12 protein-coding genes are annotated in these 15,182 nt (G+C 42.7%); 11 read left to right on the plus strand and 1 reads right to left on the minus strand.

From position 1 onward, the window contains the following. Genes DSM08_RS06530 through DSM08_RS06550 form a run of 5 tightly spaced genes read left to right on the plus strand, consistent with a single transcriptional unit; the run spans position 1 to position 6,562 of the window. Positions 1-1,707 carry a GMC family oxidoreductase gene (locus DSM08_RS06530; RefSeq protein WP_149525404.1) on the plus strand — a complete coding sequence of 569 codons (1,707 nt, stop codon included), beginning with the start codon at positions 1-3 and terminating at the stop codon, positions 1,705-1,707. Then, complete coding sequence (locus DSM08_RS06535) at positions 1,707-3,239, plus strand: PQQ-dependent sugar dehydrogenase (protein WP_149525405.1); 1,533 nt, start codon at positions 1,707-1,709, stop codon at positions 3,237-3,239. Before DSM08_RS06530 ends, DSM08_RS06535 begins: the two co-directional genes overlap by 1 nt. Before the next feature lie 3 nt (positions 3,240-3,242). Then, positions 3,243-4,475, plus strand: a complete 1,233-nt coding sequence (locus DSM08_RS06540; protein ID WP_149525406.1) for an Nramp family divalent metal transporter — start codon at positions 3,243-3,245, stop codon at positions 4,473-4,475. 9 nt (positions 4,476-4,484) lie between these two features. After that, entirely contained in the window at positions 4,485-5,498 is a 1,014-nt protein-coding gene (locus tag DSM08_RS06545) for an NAD-dependent epimerase/dehydratase family protein (protein ID WP_246172499.1), read from the plus strand. After that, positions 5,498-6,562: a dihydrodipicolinate synthase family protein gene (locus tag DSM08_RS06550; RefSeq protein ID WP_149525408.1), complete on the plus strand. Its 1,065-nt coding sequence runs from the start codon at positions 5,498-5,500 to the stop codon at positions 6,560-6,562. The genes DSM08_RS06545 and DSM08_RS06550 overlap by 1 nt, the downstream gene beginning before the upstream one ends. Positions 6,563-6,588: 26 nt before the next feature. Here the strand turns inward: DSM08_RS06550 and DSM08_RS06555 are convergent, their stop codons facing one another. Beyond that, a complete protein-coding gene (locus DSM08_RS06555; protein ID WP_149525409.1) occupies positions 6,589-7,779 on the minus strand; it encodes a M20 metallopeptidase family protein in 1,191 nt (396 codons plus the stop codon). A gap of 201 nt (positions 7,780-7,980) precedes the next feature. On the opposite strand from DSM08_RS06555, the gene DSM08_RS06560 reads away from it, so the two are divergent. The 6 genes from DSM08_RS06560 (at position 7,981) to DSM08_RS06585 (ending at position 15,181) form a co-directional block, all read left to right on the plus strand. Beyond that, positions 7,981-9,450 carry a sodium:solute symporter family protein gene (locus DSM08_RS06560; RefSeq protein ID WP_149525410.1) on the plus strand — a complete coding sequence of 490 codons (1,470 nt, stop codon included), beginning with the start codon at positions 7,981-7,983 and terminating at the stop codon, positions 9,448-9,450. 11 nt (positions 9,451-9,461) lie between these two features. After that, positions 9,462-10,706, plus strand: a complete 1,245-nt coding sequence (locus DSM08_RS06565; RefSeq protein WP_149525411.1) for an AGE family epimerase/isomerase — start codon at positions 9,462-9,464, stop codon at positions 10,704-10,706. After that, complete coding sequence (locus tag DSM08_RS06570; RefSeq protein ID WP_149525412.1) at positions 10,696-11,703, plus strand: Gfo/Idh/MocA family protein; 1,008 nt, start codon at positions 10,696-10,698, stop codon at positions 11,701-11,703. Before DSM08_RS06565 ends, DSM08_RS06570 begins: the two co-directional genes overlap by 11 nt. Positions 11,704-11,714: 11 nt before the next feature. Beyond that, positions 11,715-13,061: a Gfo/Idh/MocA family protein gene (locus tag DSM08_RS06575; RefSeq protein ID WP_149525413.1), complete on the plus strand. Its 1,347-nt coding sequence runs from the start codon at positions 11,715-11,717 to the stop codon at positions 13,059-13,061. Between the two features lie 181 nt (positions 13,062-13,242). Further along, entirely contained in the window at positions 13,243-14,307 is a 1,065-nt protein-coding gene (locus tag DSM08_RS06580; protein ID WP_149525414.1) for a LacI family DNA-binding transcriptional regulator, read from the plus strand. 103 nt (positions 14,308-14,410) lie between these two features. Further along, entirely contained in the window at positions 14,411-15,181 is a 771-nt protein-coding gene (locus tag DSM08_RS06585) for a glucosamine-6-phosphate deaminase (RefSeq protein ID WP_149525415.1), read from the plus strand. The last annotated feature ends 1 nt before the right edge of the window (position 15,182 follow it).

Genomic DNA, 15,182 nt, shown 5'->3' on the forward strand with positions numbered 1-15,182 from the left:
ATGGACCTAAACAGCGAATTTGATGTAATTGTTATTGGCTCTGGAATCAGTGGAGGATGGGCAGTGAAGGAATTTACCGAAAAGGGATTTAAGACGCTCTTGATCGAAAGAGGGCGTATGGTTAAGCATATTAAAGATTATCCTACGGCGAATATGGATCCTTGGGAATTTGAATACCGAGGGCAAAAGACAAAAGCTGATGTTGCAGAAAATAAACTTATCAGTAAGCATTACGCTTATGGCGAGGCGACAAAGCACTTTTATATAAAAGACGAAGACCAAGAATATATTCAAGAGAAGCCATTTGATTGGATCCGCGGATTTCAGATTGGTGGTAAATCTTTATTATGGGCTAGACAAACGCAACGCTGGAGCGACTTTGAATTCAATGCGCCGAAGAAATATGACTATGCAATAGATTGGCCGATTCGCTATGCCGATCTGGCACCTTGGTATTCGCATGTAGAGAAATTCGTAGGGATCTCTGGTAATCGTGACGGTATTGAAAATATGCCGGACTCGGAAGTCGTGGGTGCCTTTGAAATGAATCAGGTAGAGAAGGCTATCGCGGATTCTATTGATCAGAACTTCACAGACCGTAAAGCTATCATCGGTCGTTCTGCAAACCTTGCGGTGATTAAGGATGAGCAAAAGAAGCAGGGCAGAGGTCAATGTATGGCCAGATCGCTTTGTGAGCGCGGCTGTCCTTTTGGTGGTTATTTCAGTTCTAATTCTTCGACTATACCATATGCCGAGAAAACAGGGAATCTAACGATCCTAACGGATAGCATCGCTGAGTCGATTATTTACGATGAAAAGACTGGAAAAGCAGCGGGCGTACAAGTAATCGACGCGAACAGCAGAGAAAAGAAAACATACAGAGCGAAGGTGATCTTTCTGAATGCAGCAACTTTGAATTCCAACTTAATCCTATTGAATTCCAAATCGGAGCGTTTTCCGAATGGCTTAGGGAATGATAATGGGCTCTTAGGCCGATATATTGCCTTTCACAACTATAGAGGAAGGATTACGGCAGAAATTGATGGATTTGAAGATTCCTATTATTACGGACGCAGACCAACTCAGGTTTTTATTCCTGCTTTCAAGAATATTCACAGCGATGCGGAGACCTTCAAGGGCTCTTATCTGATTGCCTATTCGGCGAATCGTGATGGCTGGGGTCGCAATCCGGGATTGAATACCTTGGGAGCTTCCTTTAAGGATGCCATATTGGAACCGGGAGGATGGAAAATCTCGATGATGATGCAAGGAGAGGTATTGCCTATTTATGAGAACCATGTACGCTTAAGCCCTGATAAAAAGGATAAGTACGGCCTGCCGCAGCTCATTACGTCTATCGGTTATTCGGATAATGATGTAGCGATGATGGAGGATTTCTTTAAAGAAGGGACTTCCATTTTAGAGAAGGCGGGTTGTAAAAATATTAAGAAACTAGATCAGCATATCGCTTTTGGAAGGCAGCCTGGATTGGAAGTACATGATGTAGGTGGGGTTCGTATGGGTGAGGATCCTAAGGATTCCTTGTTGAACAAATACAATCAATTGCATCACTGTAAGAACGTCTTCGTAACTGACGGTGCTTGTATGTCTAGTGTTGGTAATCAGAACCCTTCGCTGACCTTCATGGCATTGACTGCCAGAGCTGTCGATTATGCAGCGGATCAATTGAAAAACGGATATTTATAATGATATTTCAACCTAAACCATTTATTAACATTTTAATCTTCTCTTGCCTCTTCTTTACAGCATGCAGGCAAACGGATCATAATTTCACCGTGAAAGATGTTCCTGCGGAATATCTTAAACTTGATAACAGCTACTTAGAAGTAAGTACAGTCGCTGAAGGATTGTCAGTTCCATGGGGGATGGACTATATAGACAATAAGATTCTTTTTACAGAGATCGCGGGGAAAGTAAAAGAGCTGAATCTAACGACGGGAGAGGTGAGGACACTTTTAGAGATTGAGGATGTTTTTACAAGAACGACCCCCGGCTTATTGGACATAACGATTCAAAAGAATTCAAAAGATGATCCATACGTATTTTTAAACTATACGAAAAAGAGAGACTCTTTGGTGGTTTCAACGCTCATGCGCTATCAGTATAACGGTACGGAGCTCATTAATCCAACGGAAATACTCAGCGTTGCAGGTGCGAACGGACATAATGGAACGCGTCTTTTGATCGATAAGAACAATATTCTTTATTGGGCAACAGGGGATGTCGCGGATAATAATATGGCGCAGGATTCAACGACCTTAAATGGCAAGGTTTTACGCATGAAATTAGATGGCTCTGTGCCAGCGGATAATCCTATTGCCAATAGCTTGGTATATGCCTGGGGCTTCAGAAATATTCAGGGGATGACCTTGGATAAAGATGGTAATTTGTTTACTGCGGAGCATGGCGATGCCATTGAAGATGAAGTCAATTGGGTTCGACCATTGCATAATTACGGTTGGCCATTGATCGAAGGTAAGCACGATACGGATAAGGAGTTGGCTATTACAGCAAAAACCAAAATGACTGAGCCTATCCGATCATGGACTCCGGTAATAGCTCCGGCAGGTATGGCTTATTACAACCATGATGAGATTTCGGAGTGGAAGAATTCCTTGTTGCTCGTAACGCTTAAGAGCCAAACGTTGCGCGTGTTAAACCTTAATGAAGATCAGCATAGTATAAAGGAAGAGCATATTTATTTTGGGAAGCACTTTGGGCGTATGCGTGCGGTTTTAGTATTGCCTAATGGCGATGTGTTACTTTCTACAAGCAACAGGGATTGGAACCCGCAGCCTGGATTCCCGAAAGAGAATGACGATCGTATTATTCGCCTGCGGATTACCGATCAAAAACCGCAGTCTTTTTTACAAGAGGATCCGAAAGTTACAGCGGCTTCCAGCAATCAGAATGCTGCGGTATTGTATAAGAACTACTGTGCATCCTGCCACAAGGAGGATGGAAAGGGCGTCGCAAACTCTTTTCCGCCACTCGTGAATTCTGCACGTATAAACGACCTTACTGCATTTACAAAACTATTGCTGGAAGGAACAAAAGACAAGAAGCCAATTAATGGTGTAAGCTATGAGCAAAACATGGCGAGCTATTCTTTCCTGAAAGATGATGAGCTTGCCGCAATAATCAATTACGTAAAAACAGAGTTTGGAGATAAGAAAACAACGACTCCTGAAGCGATAAAAGCACTTAGAATTAAATAAAAAATGAATAAAAACTGGTTATTAAAAGGCCTATCGATATTAGGCCCGGGGATTGTAACAGCCGCTCTTGTTTTTGGACCTAGTAAGATGACAATTACGTCCAAAATGGGAGCAGACTATGGGTTCGAACTCATCTGGGTTATCATTCTTGCTATATTTTTCATGCTCATTTTTACCAACATGAGTGCTAGAATCGGGCAATATAACACAGACTCGCTATTAACATTGATCCGCAAAAAGATAGGAAAGTTTGGCAGTGTCTTTATTGGAGCGGGGATCTTTTTAGTAGCAATATCCTTTCAAGCAGGTAACTCAACGGGTGTCGGGATTGCGATGGGGGAAGCGACGAATACGGATGCGAAGATCTGGATTATCGTATTCAATCTAGCCGGTATCTTGTTGTTGTTCTTCAGATCCTTCTACCAGGTATTGGAGAAAGTAATGCTCGGGCTGGTGATCTTGATGCTCTTCAGCTTTGTGCTGACATTGATATTGATTCAGCCTTCGTTCAGCCATATCGCTGATGGTTTAATTCCTCATATCCCAACTGGTTCGACAGGATTGATCGTTGCCTTTATTGCTTCTTGTTTTTCATTGGTAGGAGCATTTTATCAGTCTTATTTAGTGCAGGAGAAAAGGAAAGCGAATGGTGTTGCTCCTGGTGAACCCCTCTCGGCAGATAAGCATGCGCAACTAAGCAGTACCATTGGGATAATGATCTTAGGAATCATGAGTGCAGTCGTGTTAATCTGCGCTGCGTCGGTACTTCATCCTAAAGGATTGAAAGTAAACTCTGCATCTGAAATGGCAATGGCATTAGAGCCACTATTTGGATCAAATGCTAGCCATCTGTTTTTAATAGGATTGTTTGGCGCTTCGTTCTCCTCACTGATCGGAAATGCCGCCCTTGGGGGATCAATGCTAGGAGACGCTATCGGATTAAAAGGAAACTTGAACAACAATTATGTGAAGATGCTGATTGCCACGGTGATGATCTTCGGAGCCATTATCTCTTTATTGTTTAGCAGTCTTCCTCTTGAACTTATTGTATTAGCGCAAAGTGTCACCATCTTCTTGGTGCCATTCACCGGAATAGCGATTTATTGGATTGCCAATAGTGACGATATTATGGGAGAGCATAAGAATAATATGTTCCAAAAGATAGTTGGACTATTAGGTCTGCTTCTCGTTATTGGTCTAGCGATATTGAATTTTAAAGTATTAGTATTATCATAAATGTTTGTTATGGATTTAAAAAAGTTGGAAGAGAAATACGCAGTACCTTCCAGAGAATTAGTTGAAGATGTAAAGCAGATTGAGGGTGATATCATGCTATTGGGTATAGCAGGAAAGATGGGGGTGAGCATGGGCAAGCTTCTTGTGGATGCGTTAAAGTTAGCAGGTAAAGAAAATAAAGTTTATGGAGTATCTCGTTTCTCGGATCCAAAGGCGAAAAGCCAAGTTGAGGAGAGCGGTATTATCGCCATCGCATGTGATTTATTGAACGACGAACAGCTTTTTAACTTACCGGATGTTGCCAATGTAATTTACTTGGCGGGCCATAAATTTGGTACTGTTGGGAATGAGGATTTCACATGGGCTATGAATACTTATTTGCCGGGCCGTGTTTCCGAGAAATTCAAAGATGCTAAGATCGTGGCATTCTCCTCAGGAAATATACTTCCTTTCGTGAAATTAAATGAAGGCGGTGTGGACGAAGATGCAGTCCCACAACCAATTGGTGAGTATGCGCAATCATGCTTAGGCCGCGAACGCGTATTCCAATATTTCGCCAAAAAGAATAATACGCCAATGCTTATCTACCGTTTAAATTACGCTGTTGACTTCCGTTATGGTGTGATTATGGAGATCGGTAAATCCGTATGGAATGAAAAGCCTATTGATCTACGCACGGAGAATGTGAATGTGATCTGGCAGGGCGATGCTAATGAAATCGCTATCCGCTCCTTATTGCACTGTGAATCCCCTGCGAAGATATTGAACGTGACGGGTCCTGAAACCCTATCTACAAAATGGGTTGCAAAGGAGTTTGCTAAGATATTCGGTAAAGAAGCAAAGTTTGTTCATGAAGCCGAAGGAACGGCTTTATTGAATAATGCTTCAGAATGCCATCGCTTATTTGGTTATCCAAAGGTTACTATCAGAGAAGTTATCGAGCTAAATGCAGCTTGGATTCAAAACGGTGGTGATGAGTTTGGGAAGCCAACGCATTTCCAAGAAAGAGGAGGACAATTCTAATGAAAAAGCTGACAAAAGAATTAAAAGATTTCTTAATGGAAGGGCAGGTCTTTCCTGCACATCCATTGGCGCTTAATGAAGATCGTTCGTTGGATGAAGCAAGCCAGCGGCGTTTGACACGATATTATATGGAGTCTGGTGCGGGCGGTGTCGCGGTAGCTGTTCACTCTACGCAGTTCGAGATTCGTGATCCTAATATCAATTTATTCCGCAAGGTTTTGGAACTCGCAGCTGATGAAATTGATAAGGCTAAGTTGGATCGTCCTTTCCTTAAAATCGCTGGAATCTGTGGGCCAACGGAGCAAGCGCTCGAGGAGGCTGCAATCGCTGTGGAATTAGGATATGATATTGGTTTGTTAAGTATGGGAGGACTACAAGGCTGGACCGAAGAGGCGATCCTAGAGCGCGTACGGAAAGTGGCGCAAGTTATTCCTGTATTCGGATTTTATTTACAACCTTCAGTGGGAGGTCGTATATTCTCATACGACTTCTGGAGCTCATTTGTCGAGATTGAAGGTGTCGAAGCAATCAAATGTGCATCTTTCAATAGATACCAAACGCTGGATGTCATGCGTGCATTGGCAAACTCCTCGCGTGCTGATGATGTAGCTATGTACACCGGAAATGACGACAACATTGTAGCTGACCTTCTGACAACCTATGATTTCCAGGTGGATGGATTGACGAAGTCAATTGACTTCCGCGGAGGACTCTTAGGACATTGGGCAGTATGGACAAAAAAGGCGGTAGAATTAATGCAGCAGGTGAAGCAGGCAAAGGCTTCTAAAGACTATCACCATTTGAATGCATTGTTGAGCAAAGGTGTCAAAGTTACGGATAGCAATGCCGCATTCTTTGACCCAGCACACGATTTTCATGGTTGCATCCCAGGTATTCATGAGGTACTGCGCCGTCAAGGATTATTGAAAGGCATCTGGTGTCTAAACCCTGATGAAGTGTTGTCGGAAGGACAAGCCGAAGAGATTTCCCGTGTCTACGACAATTACCCAGAACTTAATGATGACACATTCGTAAAATCTTTCTTAGCGAAAGATAGCGCTTAGTGTTTGTAAATACTGCAGTTTCCGTCTTACAATCTTTGTAAGACGGAAACTGCTCCTTTAAACATAAACTCCACCGATCTTTCATAGATCGTTTCGTCGATTTCAAAAGTCGGCGTATGTAATTCCGAAACAATACCCTTCTCTTCATTTCTCGTCCCAACAAAATAGAACAAAGCCGGATACTTTTGCGCATAATAGGCGAAGTCCTCTGATGCCATCCAGGTTGGAACCGAAAGGCTGCTTTCAGCGCCATAAAGATTAGTCGCAAGTTGCTGCATTTCAGCCGTAAGACTAGGATCATTATATAGAGTAGGATATCCTCTCTTAATCTCGATCTTTGCGGACGCACCGTAAGCATCCACCGTCTGAACAATTAAGTTCTCAATTTTTGCTAACGCAGAGGCCCTCCACTGCTCGTCGGTCGTACGGAAAGTACCTGCTAAATGAACCGTCGTAGGAATGACATTCGCTGCACCATCGGCTATAACTTTTCCAAAAGACAGAACAGATGGTATCCTCGGATCAGCATAGCGAGAAACTACTTGCTGCAAACCAACCAGTAATTGCGCTGATATAATAACAGGATCAATATTCAACTGCGGTTGAGCGCCATGCCCACCGCGACCCATAATATCAATGTAAATCTCATCGCTCGATGCCATCGCATATCCCGACTTGAAGCCAAAGGTTCCTAATGGCAACTGTGGAGACACATGCTGACCAATTACTTTTTGAACCTGATAACGGTCAAGAATACCCGATTCCACGATTGCTGCAGCCCCGCCTGGGATTCTTTCCTCCGCAGCTTGGAAGATCAATACCACATTGCCATTCAAAGTATGCTTAATTTCATTCAGCAAGTAAGCAACGCCCAAGAGGTTTGAGCTATGAAAGTCATGCCCACATGCATGCATCACGCCTTTGTTTAAAGAAGCATATCCATGCTTATTTTCTTCTGTAATCGGTAGTGCATCAATATCGGCACGAAGGGCAATACTTTTTTCAGATGAACCGTTGCCATGAATAATTCCGATGAGTCCGGTAGGGGATACCTGCTCGTAGGGTATTCCCATTCCATCAAGAACACTAGCGATATACTTTGTGGTTTCTTTTTCCTCAAAAGACAGTTCCGGATGCTGATGTAAGTGTCGGCGCCATTGAACGACTTTTTCTAATATATGCTTATCTTGCGTTTGAATGTACTCAATAGGGTTCATAGGTTTTGTAGTTTTCTGATTTTCAATGTTGTAGATGAACTTGTAAATACGTATATTGTATTTCGAAGCCAAAGTAAATTTAAAAATAAATTCAAAAATATCTTGCAAGCTTTTCAAATTAATCTTATATTCGGGTACGTACACAGTAAGACATCATTGTCGCACGTATCTACAATTATAATTTAAATTATTATCAGCCTTATGCAGCCCATTGATTATATCGTCATTGTCGTATTTTTCTTTCTACTGATTGGAATCGGTATCTACAGTTACTTCAAGGTATCTTCTTCCGCCGATTTCTTTACCGCAGGAGGGAAACTCCCTTGGTGGTTGTCTGGAATATCACATCATGTTTCCGGTTATAGCGGTGCAGTCTTCGTCGCGTATGCGTCAATTGCCTATACCCATGGATTTGTGATGTATGTTTGGTGGGCATTGACGATTGCAATCGCGATGATCGGAACGATTATCTTTATCGCACCCCGATGGGCAAGGCTACGGACTAAAACGGGTATACAATCACCTACAGAATATTTAGCAACGCGATATAACCTGCCCGTTCAACAACTGATGGCTTGGTGCGGAGTAATCGTTAAGTTATTTGATGTTGGAGCGAAATGGGCAGCAGTAGGAATATTATTAAACGCTTTCATGGGCATTCCTATCGTTACGGGTATTATTCTTTCCGGGGTAGTTACTCTTTTCTATGTAACCTTAGGAGGCCTATGGGCCGATGTACTTAATGATTTTATGTCATTTCTTATCCAGGTAGCTTCCGGCTTAGTCATGTTCTTCGTGGTCCTGATGCACTTGGGGGATGGGGCGTCCGGCGTCTTTACGATGTGGGATCGCTTGCCGCCAGAAAACAGTAATCTGTTCAATTCCCCGTATACAGTGGGCTTTGCCATGGCATTCCTAGTCATCAATTTCTTTAGTTACAGTGGTGGAACCTGGAACCTCGCGACGCGCTTTATATCATCGCCGTCGGGGAAAGACGCCAAAAAGGCGGCGATCCTTTCAGCAATCCTCTACCTTGTTTGGCCATTGATCCTTTTCTATCCGATGTTTGCGGCGCCTATATTCTTCCCGAACTTAGAAAAGCCAGAAACTTCCTATTCTTTAATGGCAATGGAGTTTCTTCCTCCCGGTCTCTTAGGTTTATTGGTTGCTTCGTTATTCTCAACAACGCTATCCATGACCTCTTCAGATGCGAATACTATCTCCTCGGTGATCACCCGTGATATTTTGCCGGTTATGATCAAGAAGGTTAAAACTTTCGATAAACCGAAGATGCTACTTGTTGCGCGCATTACGACCTTTAGCTTTCTGGTTATGACGATAATTATCGCTTTCAACGCACAGACATTTGGAGGGGTAATCGGATTAATCATTTCCTGGTTTGCGGCATTGTTAGGCCCTATATCTATCCCGATGATTCTTGGTCTTTTACCATATTTCAAACATAGCGGAAGCATAGCCGCACTACTCTCCATTATCGGTGGTTTAGCGACGTTTGTCATCTTAAAACTCATTGGAGGAACCGGACTTGCGGTGGAATTAGCAGGACCACTTATTACGTCTTTGGTACTCTATATTGGCTATGCATTTGTTGCCAAAGGAGAAGTTCCTGAAAAAACAGAAAAACTATTAGATGCCATTAACGAAGAATAACAGAACATAAAATGAATAGCATACAGATAAATAGGCAGACGGCGTTTACAAATGAAACGCTATATATGATGCTTGAACAGTATAAGCAATACTTGTTCGACGACTACCTGCCTTTTATCGATGAATACGTATATGATAAGGAACATGGAGGGTATTTTTGGAATACCAGCTATAAAGGCAAGCAGCTTAGCAGCCACAAAAGAACCTGGTATGATGCCAGAGGAACTTGGGTCTATTCTTATTTATACAAAGTGTTGGATACTGATCCGCAATACTTAGAGCGCGCCAAGCAAACGCTCAAATTATTGTTCAAAGCCAAAGATACTGGTGCTCGTTTCTGGCCTTGGTCTTACGATCAAGCCGGCAATGACCTCCAAGAAAGAGAAGGGGATATCTATGGAAATCTCTTTGTAGCAGAAGCTTTGGCCGCTTATTCTGATGCCAGTGGCGAGCAAGATGCTTGGGACGAAGCTAAAAATATTCTACAGGAAGCATTTGCACTTTACCAAACGAAAGAATATCGCTATCTTTTGGAGTATACACCTACGAAAGATTATCCGGAAGCAGAAGAAATATTGGGGCATTACATGATCGTATTGCACCTATGTACGACCTTATTGCGCCTTCAAGCTGATACCGAACTCGAAGAAATTGCAGATTATTGTTTAGAAGCTTTGCTTCAAAAGCATTATGATGCAGAACTCAACCTGATGCCCGAACTGCGAAGTAAAGCGGGCAGCGGACTGGGCGAAAGTCTTGACCAGTTTGTTTACATCGGGCATGCTATAGAAACCTTATGGATGATTATGGATGAGGCGAAGCGCCGAAAGGATCAGGAATTGTTCGATCTTGCAGCATCCCGCTTCAAGTTTCATGTGGAGGTAGCAAAGGACGATTTATTTGGTGGTTTCTTCCACTGTCTGGATCATGCCAAAGAAAACAGGTTTCTCTTAGATAAAGTGCTTTGGGCACAAGAGGAAGTTATGGTCGGATGTTTAATCCTGATGGAGGAGCGTTCTGACGAATGGGCGTATCATACGTTTCAAAACACACTGCAGTATTTGCAGCAGCAATTTATACTCGATCATTTACCCTATAAACCTTGGAAAATCAACGGAAATAGACAGATGAACAGAGAAGAGGAGGGAATAAGGATAGAAAACTATCATCATCCAAGACATTTGATATTCGGAATCTTGACCCTTCAAAAAATTATAAACAGAATTACCTTAAACTTAAATAGCTATGAAAAATGATGTTAGCAGAAGAGGTTTCATAAAAACAACAGCAATGGCCTCGCTCGGAATCGGCATGCTCGGTCCAAATACCAAATTCTTTGAAGGCCTTTCCTCCGTACAAAAAGGAAAGCGCGTCGGAATTATCGGATTAGATACGTCGCATGCGACGGCATTTACCAAATCTTTAAATGGAGAAAATCCTGACCCTAGATTTAAAGGGTATAAAGTGGTAGCCGCTGTAGCACAAGGTAGCAAGGATATTCCATCCTCTGTCGAGCGCGTTCCGAAATACATCGAAGAGGTAAAAAAGTATGGCGTTGAAATCGTTAAAGATATCAATGCGCTATTGAAAAAGGTAGACGTGGTATTGTTAGAGAGCAACGACGGAAGAGTGCATTTAGAACAAGCCATACCTGTTATCAAGGCTAAAAAGACCTTATTTATCGATAAGCCAATTGCGGCTTCGTATAAAGATGCTAAACAGATATTCGACTTAGCAAAACAAAACAATGTTCCGGTATTCTCCACTTCGTCTTTGCGTTTCATGGACAAAGTAAAAGAAGTTAAAGGAGGTAGCGTTGGCAAAGTCTTAGGTGCTGACACATTCAGCCCTGCGGCATTAGAACCAAACCACCCTGACTTCTTCTGGTATGGTATCCACGGTATTGAGATCCTGTTTGCACTAATGGGAACGGGATGTGAAAGTGTAACGCGCGTGCATACTGAAGGTACGGATGTGGTAGTCGGAAAATGGAAAGATGGCCGCATCGGTACGTTCCGCGGTCTTCGTGTGGGTAAGCATGATTATGGAGGTACTGTGTTCGGCGAAAAAGGAAATACGACGCTGGGGCAGTTTAAAGGTTATGATTCCCTCTTGTTGGAGATTATCGCATTCTTTGAAACCGGAAATCCACCTGTTTCTGCCGAAGAGACTTTAGAGATCTGTGCGTTTATCGAAGCGGCAGACGAAAGCAAGCGTCAGCAAGGGAAACCTGTATCATTAGTAACATCATAAACCTAAATAAGATGGAAGAATCTCGTAGAAATTTTATCAAAAAAGCAGTCATTGGCACAACGGCTATGACCTTTGGAGGCATTTTGCCCTCATTCTCGGCAAAAAGCTATGGAAATATAATAGGTGCTAACGAACGTATCAATATCGCGATGATGGGCGTCAATGCGCGTGGTAAGGCTTTAGCAAATAACTTTGCCCTACAGCCCAACTCGCAGATTACCTATATCTGTGATGTAGACTCAGGAGCAATTGATCGCTGTATGCCGGAAGTGATGAAACGCCAGAAACATCAACCGAAGACCGAAGGTGATTTCCGTCGTGCTTTGGAAGATAAGGATGTGGATGCACTGGTAGTTGCGGCGCCAGATCATTGGCACGCGCCTGCTGCAATTCTTGCTTCATCGGCAGGCAAGCATGTTTACTTGGAAAAGCCATGTAGCCATAACCCGCACGAAGGCGAGTTGCTAATCGAGGCGGTAAAGAAATACAAAAATGTAATCCAAATGGGCAACCAGCGCCGTTCTTGGCCAAATGTTGCCGCAGGAATTCGTGAAGTACATAACGGAGCTATTGGAAAGGCATATTTCGCGAAAACATGGTACACAAACAATAGAGCACCAATTGGTGTTGGAAAAGAAGTAGCAGTACCGAACAGGTTAAATTTCGATCTATGGCAAGGACCGGCACCACGTCGTGCATATAAAGATAATATTCTGCATTACAACTGGCACTGGTTTTGGCATTGGGGAACAGGTGAGGCGCTAAACAACGGAACACACTTCGTCGATTTAGCACGTTGGGGATTACAAGTCGAGTACCCGACGCGTGTCACTTCTGTGGGCGGTCGATTCGCACACAAAGATGACTGGGAGACGCCTGATACACAAACCATCGGTCTAGAGTTTGGAAACAACAGCATGATTACCTGGGAAGGCAGAAGCTGTAATGGCATGAAAACCGACGGCGCTACGGTAGGCGTAGTCTTCTACGGTGAGAAGGGCTCACTACAGATCAACGGCGATAATGCCTACCAAATTTTTGACTTGAATAGCAAGTTGGTGAAGGAAGTTCGCGACACAACGAAAGTTGAAGCAACGAGCCTAACGAATCCGTCACAACAATTAGATGCTATCCATATTCAGAATTTTTTCTCGGCGATTAAAGACGGTTCTGCATTGAATTCTGATATTATTGGTGGTCATCAAAGTACGCTATTGGTGCAGTTGGGTAATATAGCACAGCGTACTGGTCAGGCACTTGATATCGATCCGAAAACAGGTAAAATCCTTAATAATAAGGAGGCTATGAATAAATATTGGAAGCGCGAATATCAAAGAGGGTGGGAGCCGCGCGTCTAATACAGCCGCGAGCTGTTGAAAGCAGAAGCGTGAAGCCAAACAGAATCGGGCTAATTTGATATACAATCGCTATTCGGTAAGCTACTAATTAGTATAAAAAATGTTTTTTAAGTTAATATGTTTTACTGATTATTTAGTTATATTGTCGATCAATCCGTAAAAACGGGTACATTGGATTTATATGGAAAAAAAGCAAAAAGAGTTAAACGGGGTCAAGGAAATCGCTAGAAGAGCGAAAGTGTCCATTGCTACTGTTGATAGGGTGCTGCATAACCGACCGGGGGTTTCGGAGAAAACAAAACAGAAAATTCTCGAGATCATCAAAGAGTTGGATTATAAACCCAATATACTCGCGCGGCGCCTTGCATCGTCGAAAACGATGCACCTCTATACGCTGATTCCGGAGAAATCCAAGGAAACCGATTACTGGGATGTGCCTTTGCAGGGCATTTTTCAAGCAGAAAATGAAATCAAGCTCTATAATGTGAAAGTATCAAAGTTCTTCTACGACATGAACGATAAGCAATCGTTTATCGAACAGACGAAGAACATTTTGAAACAAACCGATATCGATGGACTGCTCTTGGCGCCGGCCTTTGTTGAGGAAGCCGTAGCATTTACCGAAGAATGCAAGCGTAGGAATATTCCTTTTGTATTCATCAACTCGGATATCCCGCAACAGAAAAGTTTAAGTTATTTTGGCCCGAACCTATTCCATAGTGGACAAACTGCGGCACATCTTATTCATTATCTGACGAAGGAAACCGATCAGCTCCTCCTATTGAATATTGCGAAAGATATCGATTCCGATCACCACATCCTACGTAAGGAAGAAGGATTCATGAGCTATTTCAACGACAACAAACCGCGAAATATTATTAAAGAAAATCTTTATGATACGAACTACACTGCTGTCAAAAAGGCTTTAGCGAAGATCGTAAAATCGAACCCTGACTTGCATCTCATCTTCGTGACCAATTCCAGGGTCGCTTTGGTTGCAAAATTTCTGCAAGAGATCGGCAAGAACGATATCTTGCTCATAGGTTATGACTTTCTGCCAAACAACATTGAATATTTAAATCAAGGCATGATTGATTTTCTGATCTGTGAGAAACCACAGGAGCAGGCATATCGCGGAATAAAAGCGCTATATCGTTTTCTGATGTTTGAAGAGGATCAGGAGAAAGAGTATTTCATGCCGATAGATATTATACATCGCGAAAACCAACAATTTTATAAGAATTAAGGAAGCCGATGGCAAGGTAGCATATTTCATTATGCTTTGCTTTCTCATCGGGTACCTACACTAGTATTAATAAAACCATTTATCAAAAAAATTATCTAAACCTATGGATGCTAAAGAACTAGAAGTTGGTACACTAAAAGTGTACACTTTTGAAAATAGAGAGGAGCTAGGTTTGTATGCAGGAAAAAAAGCTGCAGCACGAATTAAAGAACTGCAGGAAACACCCGATAAAATTGTTCGTATGATATTTGCCTCGGCGCCTTCACAGCTGGAAACACTGGCTTATTTACGTAAGGACGAGGGTATCGACTGGTCTCGGGTAGTCGCTTTTCATATGGACGAGTATGTCGGCATCGAGAAAAACCATCCGCAAAGCTTTGCTAGCTTCTTAGAGCAAAATCTATTTGATCAAGTAAATATCGGACAGGTTCATTTCATCAACGGCATTGCTGAGGATCCTCAGGCAGAATGCGAGCGCTATGAAGCCTTATTGAAAGAAGCGCCCATCGATATCGTATGCTTAGGAATAGGGGAAAACGCACATATTGCATTCAATGAACCTCACTTAGCAGACTTCGCAGACCCTCATTTTGTCAAGCTGGTCGACTTGGATTTAACAAGTAGACAACAGCAGGTCAACGACGGATGTTTCCTTACCTTGGAGGAGGTGCCAACGCATGCAATCACACTGACCGTACCAGCATTATTTGCTGGACAAAGCCTTTTTTGCATGGTGCCCGGTAGTACCAAAGCGACGGCAGTTCATGCCACCCTAAACGGAGAAATTACAACGGAAATACCATCTAGTATATTGCGGACACATCCACAGGTATCACTCTTTATTGATAAGGATAGTGCTGCACAACTAAACTAAT

Source organism: Sphingobacterium hotanense (assembly GCF_008274825.1).
In the GTDB taxonomy this organism is placed as follows: domain Bacteria; phylum Bacteroidota; class Bacteroidia; order Sphingobacteriales; family Sphingobacteriaceae; genus Sphingobacterium; species Sphingobacterium hotanense.

Excerpts from the sequence above, each read along its gene's own strand:
- DSM08_RS06555 (WP_149525409.1), bottom strand. The coding sequence starts at position 7,779 with ATGAACCCTATTGAGTACATTCAAACGCAAGATAAGCATATATTAGAA.
- DSM08_RS06560 (WP_149525410.1), top strand. The coding sequence starts at position 7,981 with ATGCAGCCCATTGATTATATCGTCATTGTCGTATTTTTCTTTCTACTG.
- DSM08_RS06580 (WP_149525414.1), top strand. The coding sequence starts at position 13,243 with ATGGAAAAAAAGCAAAAAGAGTTAAACGGGGTCAAGGAAATCGCTAGA.
- DSM08_RS06585 (WP_149525415.1), top strand. The coding sequence starts at position 14,411 with ATGGATGCTAAAGAACTAGAAGTTGGTACACTAAAAGTGTACACTTTT.
- DSM08_RS06570 (WP_149525412.1), top strand. The coding sequence starts at position 10,696 with ATGAAAAATGATGTTAGCAGAAGAGGTTTCATAAAAACAACAGCAATG.
- DSM08_RS06530 (WP_149525404.1), top strand. The coding sequence starts at position 1 with ATGGACCTAAACAGCGAATTTGATGTAATTGTTATTGGCTCTGGAATC.
- DSM08_RS06535 (WP_149525405.1), top strand. The coding sequence starts at position 1,707 with ATGATATTTCAACCTAAACCATTTATTAACATTTTAATCTTCTCTTGC.
- DSM08_RS06565 (WP_149525411.1), top strand. The coding sequence starts at position 9,462 with ATGAATAGCATACAGATAAATAGGCAGACGGCGTTTACAAATGAAACG.
- DSM08_RS06550 (WP_149525408.1), top strand. The coding sequence starts at position 5,498 with ATGAAAAAGCTGACAAAAGAATTAAAAGATTTCTTAATGGAAGGGCAG.
- DSM08_RS06540 (WP_149525406.1), top strand. The coding sequence starts at position 3,243 with ATGAATAAAAACTGGTTATTAAAAGGCCTATCGATATTAGGCCCGGGG.
- DSM08_RS06545 (WP_246172499.1), top strand. The coding sequence starts at position 4,485 with ATGGATTTAAAAAAGTTGGAAGAGAAATACGCAGTACCTTCCAGAGAA.
- DSM08_RS06575 (WP_149525413.1), top strand. The coding sequence starts at position 11,715 with ATGGAAGAATCTCGTAGAAATTTTATCAAAAAAGCAGTCATTGGCACA.